The 9,287-nt window shown below is 63.1% G+C and carries 7 protein-coding genes and 1 pseudogene; 5 read left to right on the top strand and 3 right to left on the bottom strand.

The annotated features are described in order from the left end of the window. Positions 1 to 1,106 (bottom strand): cytochrome P450 (locus ACLQI9_RS10935; RefSeq protein ID WP_442391674.1); only part of this gene is annotated, 1,106 nt, incomplete at its 3' end. A gap of 271 nt (positions 1,107 to 1,377) precedes the next feature. On the opposite strand from ACLQI9_RS10935, the gene ACLQI9_RS10940 reads away from it, so the two are divergent. The 3 genes from ACLQI9_RS10940 (at position 1,378) to ACLQI9_RS10950 (ending at position 2,903) form a co-directional block, all read left to right on the top strand. After that, on the top strand, positions 1,378 to 1,638 hold the full coding sequence (locus tag ACLQI9_RS10940) for a TetR/AcrR family transcriptional regulator (RefSeq protein WP_442391675.1): 261 nt from the start codon (positions 1,378 to 1,380) through the stop codon (positions 1,636 to 1,638). A 43-nt stretch (positions 1,639 to 1,681) separates the two neighbouring features. Further along, positions 1,682 to 1,852: a hypothetical protein gene (locus ACLQI9_RS10945; RefSeq protein WP_442376628.1), complete on the top strand. Its 171-nt coding sequence runs from the start codon at positions 1,682 to 1,684 to the stop codon at positions 1,850 to 1,852. A 574-nt stretch (positions 1,853 to 2,426) separates the two neighbouring features. Further along, positions 2,427 to 2,903: a hypothetical protein gene (locus ACLQI9_RS10950; RefSeq protein WP_442376630.1), complete on the top strand. Its 477-nt coding sequence runs from the start codon at positions 2,427 to 2,429 to the stop codon at positions 2,901 to 2,903. Positions 2,904 to 3,282: 379 nt separating this feature from the next. Here ACLQI9_RS10950 and ACLQI9_RS10955 read toward each other — a convergent pair whose 3' ends face one another. Beyond that, positions 3,283 to 4,221 (bottom strand): HAD family hydrolase, encoded by a 939-nt coding sequence (locus ACLQI9_RS10955; protein WP_442376631.1) that lies wholly within the window; start codon positions 4,219 to 4,221, stop codon positions 3,283 to 3,285. A gap of 815 nt (positions 4,222 to 5,036) precedes the next feature. On the opposite strand from ACLQI9_RS10955, the gene ACLQI9_RS10960 reads away from it, so the two are divergent. Next, a complete protein-coding gene (locus ACLQI9_RS10960) occupies positions 5,037 to 7,469 on the top strand; it encodes an arylsulfatase (protein ID WP_442391676.1) in 2,433 nt (810 codons plus the stop codon). Positions 7,470 to 7,680: 211 nt separating this feature from the next. After that, on the top strand, positions 7,681 to 8,745 hold the full coding sequence (locus ACLQI9_RS10965; protein WP_442391677.1) for a zinc-binding dehydrogenase: 1,065 nt from the start codon (positions 7,681 to 7,683) through the stop codon (positions 8,743 to 8,745). A gap of 299 nt (positions 8,746 to 9,044) precedes the next feature. On the opposite strand, the pseudogene ACLQI9_RS10970 reads toward ACLQI9_RS10965, so the two are convergent. Then, a pseudogene (locus ACLQI9_RS10970) lies at positions 9,045 to 9,287 on the bottom strand (glycosidase); the annotation flags it as partial.

Genomic DNA, 9,287 nt, shown 5'->3' on the forward strand with positions numbered 1-9,287 from the left:
CCCCCGAACGGGATCCACTCATAGGTCCCGGGTCGTGTGCCGATGAAGCGCTCCGGCTGGAATCGGTCGGGCTCGGGGTAGAGGTCCGGCCGGCGGTGCAGGGCGTAGGTGAAGGGCATGACGATGCGCCCGGGCTCCAGCACGACGTCGTCGAGCGCAAACGGCTCGACCACGTAGCGGACATTGAAGGGGGCGGGCGGATGCATGCGAAGGACCTCGTAGATCGTCGCATCGATCCAGGTCGGATCGTCGCCCTGCGCTGATTCGGTCAGGCGCTCGAGCAGCTCGGGCTGGCGGGTGATCTCGTTCCCTAGCCAGGACAGTGCCTGGCTCGTCGTCTCGTACCCGGCGATCAGCAGGCTCGCTATCTGCTCGCGCAGCGCGTTGTCGGGGATCGGATTGCCCTCGTCGTCGCGGACGGCGAGCGTGATGCCGAGAATGTCGTCGCTGCGGTCGTTTCCGGTGCGGCGGCGCTCGTCGATCTCCTCCTGGACCAGCGATTCGGTCTTGAGGCGTGCGTTGGTGATGGTGTCGTAGTTTCCGGTCCACTTGCCGCCGCGGCTGGTTGCCCACGCGGTTTGGATGGCGAGCCGCGTGCTGCGGATCGAGTCGAGCCACGCGGTCGCGGCGTCACGCACGCGTCGCCCGCGCTGTTTGTCAGTGACGCCGAAAATCACCTCGGCGACGATGTCGAGCGCAATCGGACCGGAGCGGTCGCGAAAGCTGACCTCCTCGCCCATCGGCCAGGTGGCGAGCGCCTTTTCGGTCAGGCGCACCATGGCCTGCTCGTAGGACCTCAGCGCCTTACCGTGAAACGGCGGGCTGGCGTAGCGCCGGTTAGTGAGGTGCTCGTCGCCTTCCATGCTGATCAACGTGTGCTCGCCGAAGACGGCATGGTGCGGCGTGAAGCGGTCCATCGCCGGCGTCAGCTGAAGGATCGAATTGCTGGCCGTGAAAACCTTCTTAACGTCATCGGGATTCGTGACGCAGAACGCGTCGACGGCGCCCGGCAGGTTGAACAGGAAGCGGTCTCCGAGCTTTGTGGTGCGTGCATAGAACCGTTCTGGGGCCAGCCAATATTCGGCCGCGTAGGCGATCGAGGACATCTGCATTTGGTACCTCCAGCCTGAGGGTATTCTGGAACTGAAGAAGTATCAGCGTACCACAGGCGATCTGCTCTAGTCGCGCCCTCCTCGGCGTTCAGACCCGCGTGACCGCTCGATACTGTTGAGTGGGCTCTGTTCGGAGTAGTCGAGCATCTCAATTACGTTGCCGCCGAAGGTGAGTAGGTCCACGATCACGGCACACAGACGCGGGTCGACATCCGATGAACCAGCCAACCTTGATTTTGAGTTGAACTCAACTTACGGTTGTCGCATGGTGGCACCGGTGAAATCGCGAGGTGCCATGGCACGGGACAGGCTGCTCGGCGCAGCCACCGACGAGCTGGCAGCGACCGGCGAGATTGAGGTGGCAGCGGTGGCCCGCCGGGCCGAGGTGAACGTGGGGCTGCCCTACCGGTACTTCGCCACCCGGACCGGACTGCTCATCGCGGTGCTGGAGGGAAGCTCAACTTCAAGACCATTGTCGGCAACCTCTTTACCGGCAAAGAGGATTCGACCAACGTTCCCGTGGTGACCAACCTGCGAGGGACCCATGGGAGCGCTACCAAACTGAAGGCATGCTCTACGGCCGCTGGTGGGGTGAGAAGCTGTGGACCATGCTGCCCGCGGTAAACATCGTGGGAGAGTTCCTCGCGACATTTACCGAGTACCCGCCGAGCCAGGTGTCTGGCACGCTCAGCGTCGAAAAGGCCCTGACGATGCTGCAAGAGGGAAGCCTTAAGAACTGACCTGGAACCGGAGAGCCGGGACGCTGAGGTGATCTGTTTCAGTGGCTCCTTGAACCGCTCTGCGATCCCAGCCCCTCAGTGGGTCCGATAACGGCTCAGTCGGCGGTGGCGCTGCGCGCCCTGCCTAATGGGGTGCGGCAACTACGAGGAGACTCTCCTCTTCAGCGAAGGTCACCGACACCGACAACAAGTTCAGCAGTGAAATCGATTGGGTGTAAATCGATCTCGGCGACGACAATCACGACCACATGATCACACCCGAGGACCGGATGAACCTCGCCATGGCGCGTCAGTAACACGGCCACCATGTGATGACAACACAACAGGTGGGGCACCCGGCCGCCGTTACGAAGGATCCGATGACTCCCTACTTTCGGTCGCCAACGGCGTCCCTTGGCGTCGTCACGGCGCTAGTGGCCATACCCACGGCTTTCGCCACGCTCCAGACACCGGCGCCCAGTTGGGCAGACGTGTGCGCCGGCGCGGGCGGCCAACACGTTGACGTCAGCGCATGCGGCCACAGGTCGTGGTCTGATGGGTGCGGTGGTGATGAAGTGACGGAGGAGATGGGCGTATGTCTGGTCTGGCCGGACTTGCTTTGGGCACGGTTCCGATCGCAGGTGGGGCACTGCTGGCCACGGCGGCCGGCCAATTGAAGGGTCCGGTCAAGGCTCCGGACTTTCGCGGGCTCATCAAGCAGGATCAGGACCTGCTGAAGGGTATTCCGCCGGAGCAGACCGCGCGTCGGGCCGAACTGCAGCGCACCATCGACGTGCGCATCGATGACCTCATCGCTGCCACCGACCGCAGCCGCTCGCTACGTCAGGAGGCCAGCGGCTACCAGGGCAACTGGCGCGACGTGGTGCTGTTTGTCTGCGTCGTGCTGTTCGCCGTCATCTGGTGGAATGTGTCCCACAGCAGGACTAACTGGCTGCCGATGTTCATCGTGTTGATCCTGCTTGCGGTGGTGACCGCCTTCTACGCCGCTCGAGGCTTCGTCATGAGCCTACGCAAAACCATGCATCCGCATAATCAGCACCGACACCGCTAGTCGCCCCGGGGCACTCACTTCAGTCGAAGTGTCCGGTCTAGATCGGACAATCGCTCAGGCCAACCCGGTGTTCACAGAGGTGAAGTAGTTATCGATGGCACCTGTGCTTTTCCAACCAATAATGGACACCCCCTCTGGCTCCCTTAGGCTTCCGAATGGCACCCGTCAACGACGTTGTACTGTCTTCCATCGCCCTGATCCTCCTGGCCTTCAGGCTGTAGCGCTTCGCGGGATTCGCCAAACTGGGCACAATTGGCGTGCCATAATTGCCGACTTACCCAGTACCTCATCGTTTCTCGCGCTTTGATGTGCTGGCTGATCGCCGACGTGGTGACGTGTAGCCGACCGGCCGCGGCATCAAAGCCCGTTGTTGAGAAGGCTACTCGCTCGATGGGGCGGACTCCTGAGGAAACACAACGTCCCAATCCCGAGCCATGCTCACGATCGTCCAGCCGAGACGCGCACCAATATCGGTGATCGGTTCAGTCTCGACGAAGGTCCCAGCCGTGCTGATGTACTGAAATTCGCGCTTCGCGTCGTCGTGATCGATCAACAGCGCAAGGCTAGGGCCCTCGGCAGCCAGCGTCCACTCGAGCATCTCGCGGTCTCCGCCCGAGTTACCTGCGGCCAAGATCGGCCGGCGGCCGAGCTGGGTCTGGATATTCGTCACTTTGGCGGGACCCTCGTTGGCGGTGCCGAGCATGGCGGTCGTGCGACGCAGCACCGGTCGCTTCTCCCCGTCGCGGGTGAACTCGTAGCCGATGAGGGTGCCCACGACCAGCTCGGCCGGCACTCCGTACAGGTCATCGCTGATCGCTCTGACGAACTCGGTACCACCACCGGTGACGATGCCGACGGTGAAGTCGCGGCGTCGAAGTTCGTCGAGAAGTTCCAGCATCGGTTGGTATGTCACCGATCGCAGCGGGCGGCCCAGCGGAGTATGCGCCGCGCCCGCCATGAACACGCGAACCTGCGCGGTGAACTCCTGCGGCGTCAGGCCGTCGAACAGGCCAGCGAGGGCAACGGCGATGCGTTCGAGACCAATGGCCGCGATCGCCGCCCTATCGCCACTGAGCAAGGCGGCGAACTCGTCACGCTCACCGCTGGAGCTGTTTGCAGCGACGTGGCGGCGAAGCGCGTCGAGGAAGAAGTCGAGTTGCACGTAACTTGGCCGTTCACACCACAGCGTGCCGTCGTTGTCGAAGAAGGCGATCCGGTCGACCGTGGGCACTTCCTCGACTGCGTCGAGGAAGCCTATGAGCGCGTCCCGGACCAAACCGGGTCGCCACGACGGCAGTAAAGGGATGTGCTCGGCCATGGTGCTCAAGCGCAACCGGCTGTGCGGTGCAGCTCGGCCAGCACCCGGTCGCCCCGCACAATCAGGTCTGTTGGTGTGTCACTCACAGATAGCCCTCTCGCTGTGGAAGTCAGAACATCCGCACCCGGCGCGGCCGACAATGCTGATCACCACGGACCCTTGGCATGCTACCCACTGTGGACACGGACTAGACGAAGGCGTGAAGGCTCTCGCCCCGCCAAGCCTTTCGCCGTTGAAGCCCAGCCGCCTGGGCATGGCCGACGCTGCGGGTCGCTCTGGACCGGCAGCGTGGATGCTAGACCGAATCGTTGTCGTGACGATGAACAATCGGCAGACAGCGGATCGCAAAACAATCTGACTCTGGTTGTCCGTTCGACGACAGCGAGATCTGAATGCGCGCGACAGGTTTCGTTTCGGAAACCGTGTGCGTTCTGGGATATGCCGCATGCCGGGGCAGCCGCGGCGGTGCTGACTGGCGAGTTCTCCGAATGTTTGTCATCAACGGGCTGTTGTCGATCGGTGAGACGGCCTAGGGTGGGGTATCGGGCCCACGCAGACGAGCTCGCCGTGTAGCCGCCCACATGGCGGTCATGCCTTCCAGTGATAGTAGGCGCGAGATGAGTAGGACCCAGCACAAGCCGGGCATCATTCTTATTGGCCGCATAGGATGCTCAAAAGCCCTTGCGCCAGCTAGCTTTTCGTAGTGCTGAGCTTCCTCGGCCACCCGCAGTTCGAACACTGCGACTCATCTGTTCACTGGCTCAGCCTCGACCGGCTGGCCCAGAGCAACCCAAAAGCCTTAAGAGAGGTACATCATGGCTGAGTCATCAGCGCACCCCAACGGCCACAAGGGCGCTGCCGCATCTGACGGCAAGGCCGGCCAACCCATCGCGGCGCCCAAGCAGGACCAGGTGCGACGGGATATATTGCCCATCCCGGACGCCAAGCATGTCGGCCTGACGACGTATGACGCCAAGGACTCGGACACCACGTATCCACCGATCACCGCACTGCGCCCGCCCAAGGGCGCACCCAACGTTCTGGTAGTGATGCTCGACGATGTGGGGTTCGGTGGTTCGTCGGCCTACGGCGGCCCGTGCAACACGCCGACGGCCGAGCGGCTAGCCGCGGGCGGGCTGAAGCTGAACCGCTTTCACACCACGGCGTTGTGTTCGCCCACCCGGCAGGCGTTGCTGACCGGGCGCAATCACCACTCGGTGGGGATGGGTGGCATCACCGAGATCGCCACGTCGGCGCCGGGCAACAGCAGCGTGCGGCCCAAGGACAAGGCACCCATCGCCGAAACTCTTATGCTCAACGGCTATTCGACGGCGCAGTTCGGCAAGTGCCACGAGGTGCCCGTCTGGGAAGTCTCCCCCGTGGGGCCGTTCAACCAGTGGCCCACCGGCTCGGGCTTCGAATACTTCTACGGCTTCGTCGGTGCCGAGGCCAACCAGTATTACCCGGGGCTCTATGAGGGCACATCGCCGATAGAACCGCCGAAGTCACCCGAAGAGGGCTACACGCTGACCGAAGATCTCGCCGACCGCGCCATCACCTGGGTGCGCCAGCAGAAGGCGCTGGTGCACGATAAGCCGTTCTTCATGTATTGGGCCCCCGGTGCCACGCACGCGCCGCACCACGTGCCCAAGGAGTGGTCGGACAAGTACAAAGGCAAATTCGACGGCGGGTGGGACACGTTGCGCGAGCAGATTATGGCCCGGCAGAAGGAACTTGGCGTCGTGCCCGCGGACGCGGAGCTGACCAGACGCCACGACGAGATCCCGGCCTGGGATGACATGCCCGCTGACCTGAAGCCAGTGCTGGTCCGCGAGATGGAGCTCTACGCCGGCTTCCTTGAGCAGACCGACCACGAGGTTGGCCGTCTCGTCGACACCCTCGACGACTTGGGGGTGCTCGAGGACACGCTGATCTACTACATCATCGGCGACAATGGCGCCTCGGCCGAAGGAACCTTGAACGGCTCCTTCAACGAGATGGCCATGCTGAACGGCATGCCAGAAATCGAGACAACCGAGTTCCTGCTGCCCAAGATCGATGATTTCGGCACGCCGAAGGCCTACAACCATTACGCGGTCGGCTGGGCACACGCCCTGTGCACGCCGTATCAGTGGACCAAGCAGGTCGCCTCACACTGGGGCGGCACCCGCAACGGCACCATCGTGCACTGGCCCAACGGCTTCGCCGACAAAGGCAAGTCCCGCAGCCAGTTTCACCACATTGTCGACGTTGCCAAGACCATCCTGGAAGCGGCCGGACTGCCCGAGCCCACCGTGGTTAACAGCATTGCGCAGGCGCCGCTGGAAGGCGTCAGCATGCTGCCCACTCTGCGCGACGGCGATGCGCCCGAGCACCATGACGTCCAGTATTTCGAGATACTCGGCAACCGCGGCATTTACCACAAAGGCTGGACTGCGGTGACTAAGCACCGCACGCCGTGGACCACCGAGGCGCCGCCGGCGTTCGACGACGATATATGGGAGCTGTACGGACCCGACGACTGGACACAGGCACACGACTTGGCCAAGGAGAATCCGCAGAAGCTCGCCGACATGCAGCGCCTGTGGCTCATCGAGGCCGTCAAATACAACGTCGTGCCTCTTGATGACCGCACCTTCGAGCGCTTCAACCCCGACCTCGCCGGGCGCCCCCAGCTGATCCGTGGGAACAGTCAGCTGCTGTTCCCCGGGATGCGGGTCAGCGAGAACTGCGTGCTCACCCTGAAAAACAAGTCATATTCGGTGACCGCCGACATCACCGTGCCGGAATCTGGCGCCACCGGCGTCATCATCACCCAGGGTGGCCTGGTGGGCGGCTGGTCGCTGTATGCGTATGAGGGCAGGCTCAAATATTGCTACAACTTCCTGGGCATCGACCACTTCATGGTCACTGGGGGCGAACCCATCCCAGCCGGAAAGCGCCAGGTGCGAATGGAATTCAAGTACGACGGCGGCGGCCTGGGCAAAGGCGGCGACGTCACGCTCTACTACGACGGCAAACCCGTCGGCCAGGGCCGCGTCGAACGGACGCAACCGATGATCTACTCCGCCGACGAGGCCTGCGACGTCGGCGCCGACACCGGCTCACCCGCATCCCCGGACTACGGCCCCACCGGCAACAAGTTTTCCGGTCAGATCGACTGGGTGCAGATCGACATCGGCGACGACAGCCAAGATCACCTCATCAAACCCGAGGACAGGCTCACGATCGCGATGGCAAGGCAATAATGATGCGGCTCTTGGCGATTCAGAGCTGAGTGGACGCTGCGGTCGGCCCAGTCGCGCGGGACGCTGTTCCACGTGCCGCGCGTCCGGGGTGTCAGCAAACTTGCCGGTCACTTACAAAGTCACGAAAATCCTCGTCGTGGGCTTTTAGGTCTACGGTGAGAAGATGACTTGGCAAAATATTTCTATCTCGCGGTTCGGCGGCCCTGAGGTAATGGAACTGACGGAACAACCGACTATCCCCGACCCCGGTCCCGACGAGGTTCGCATCAAGGTTTTGGCCGCCGGCACCGGCTTCACGGACATCTTCATTCGGCGCGGCCGCTATCCGGACTATAAGGGGCCGGTGCCGTTCACTCCCGGATACGACATCGTGGGAGTCGTCGATAAGGTCGGTCCCGGTGTGGCCGGCCTGCACGAGGATCAGATGGTGGCCGATTTGTGCGTCGTCGGCGGCTACACCCAGTACGCGATTCGGCCGGCGCGGTTCCTGGTGCCCGTCCCCGATGGCGTCGATCCGGCTGAGGCGGTCTGCATCCCGCTGGCCTACCTAACCGCCTTCCAGATGCTCACCCGCTACCGCCAGCTGTCGCCGGGTGCAACGATCCTCGCGATCGGGGCCTCGGGCACGGTCGGTACGGCGCTGCTCGATCTGGCGCGGCATTTTGGACTGAACGCCATCGGTACCTGCTCTGCCGCGAACATGGCCGTGGTCGAAAGCTTTGGTGCCAAGGCAATCGACTATCGCGACGGCGACTTCGTCGAAGCGGTGCGCAAGCTCACCGCCGCACAACCCAACGCACACAAAGGCCGCGCTGGAGTGGACGCCGCCTTCGACGCGATCGGCGGCGCCCATTTCACTCGCTCGTTCGCCTGTCTGGCATCCGGTGGTCTGCTGGTCGGCTACGGGTCGCAGACCATGGCCGACGGGCGCGAAGGCCTGCTCTCTGCCGGACTGGGCTTGGCCAGGCTCCACCTCTGGGGCGTGTTCAGGTTCCTGTTCGGCGGTCGACGGGCGGTGTGGTACAGCATCACCGCGCGACGAACGAAGCAACCGGAAGAGTTCAAGGCCGACATGGCCACACTGTTTGGTCTACTGCGCGACGGCGCCATCCATCCCATCGTCATCGATCGCCTCCCCCTGGCGGCCGCGCGCGAAGTCCACACTCGCATCGACGCCGGCGGACTCGGCGGCAAAATCGTTCTGATTCCCTGGCCCGCGCCGTTACCTGATCCTCGCCCTGCCACCACGCGCGTCGCTGACTCACCCCTCTCGTAGGCATGAAGTCGGCGGCTCGTGGTCGTTCTCCTTTGACTGAAGGGTTGGGCACGTTTGACTGAGGAGTAGGCACGCATGCACTCGGGGTTTGTCCCCACGCGTGTCCGTCGTCGCGCAGTCGTCGAATCCGATTTCCCCGGAACGGACGGAAACACGTTGATCCCGGCGACAATTCCAGATGGATTCTGCCGATGACCGGTTTCCGGTAGATCTACAATCAACCACCCTACAAGGGAGGCTGTCGACATTGCCGGCCTACGTCGTAGACGCGCGGAGGTACGATTTGAATGTCTCGGGTCTCAGCGGCTCAGAGCTGCAAGGAGTTCGGGTAGCGGCACTCTGGCAATACCGATGGCGGCGTCACTAATGCCGTACGGCAGCACCAGGGTGTCGGCGTGGACCAGTGCGCCGCAGGAGTAGACTACATTGGGCACGTAGCCGTCGTGCTCATCAGTGGCGGGGCTCAGTTGCGGTTGCGTTAGCTGACTAAGAATCCGTGTCGGATCGTCGAGATCAAGCAGAATCGCCCCGATGCGGTAGGT

This window comes from Mycobacterium sp. (assembly GCF_052143115.1).
GTDB lineage: Bacteria > Actinomycetota > Actinomycetes > Mycobacteriales > Mycobacteriaceae > Mycobacterium.

Bases quoted from the DNA above. Each gene is read 5' to 3' on its own strand.
- ACLQI9_RS10940 (WP_442391675.1), top strand. From the start codon at position 1,378: ATGGTGGCACCGGTGAAATCGCGAGGTGCCATGGCACGGGACAGGCTG.
- ACLQI9_RS10945 (WP_442376628.1), top strand. From the start codon at position 1,682: ATGCTCTACGGCCGCTGGTGGGGTGAGAAGCTGTGGACCATGCTGCCC.
- ACLQI9_RS10950 (WP_442376630.1), top strand. From the start codon at position 2,427: ATGTCTGGTCTGGCCGGACTTGCTTTGGGCACGGTTCCGATCGCAGGT.
- ACLQI9_RS10955 (WP_442376631.1), bottom strand. From the start codon at position 4,221: ATGGCCGAGCACATCCCTTTACTGCCGTCGTGGCGACCCGGTTTGGTC.
- ACLQI9_RS10960 (WP_442391676.1), top strand. From the start codon at position 5,037: ATGGCTGAGTCATCAGCGCACCCCAACGGCCACAAGGGCGCTGCCGCA.
- ACLQI9_RS10965 (WP_442391677.1), top strand. From the start codon at position 7,681: ATGGAACTGACGGAACAACCGACTATCCCCGACCCCGGTCCCGACGAG.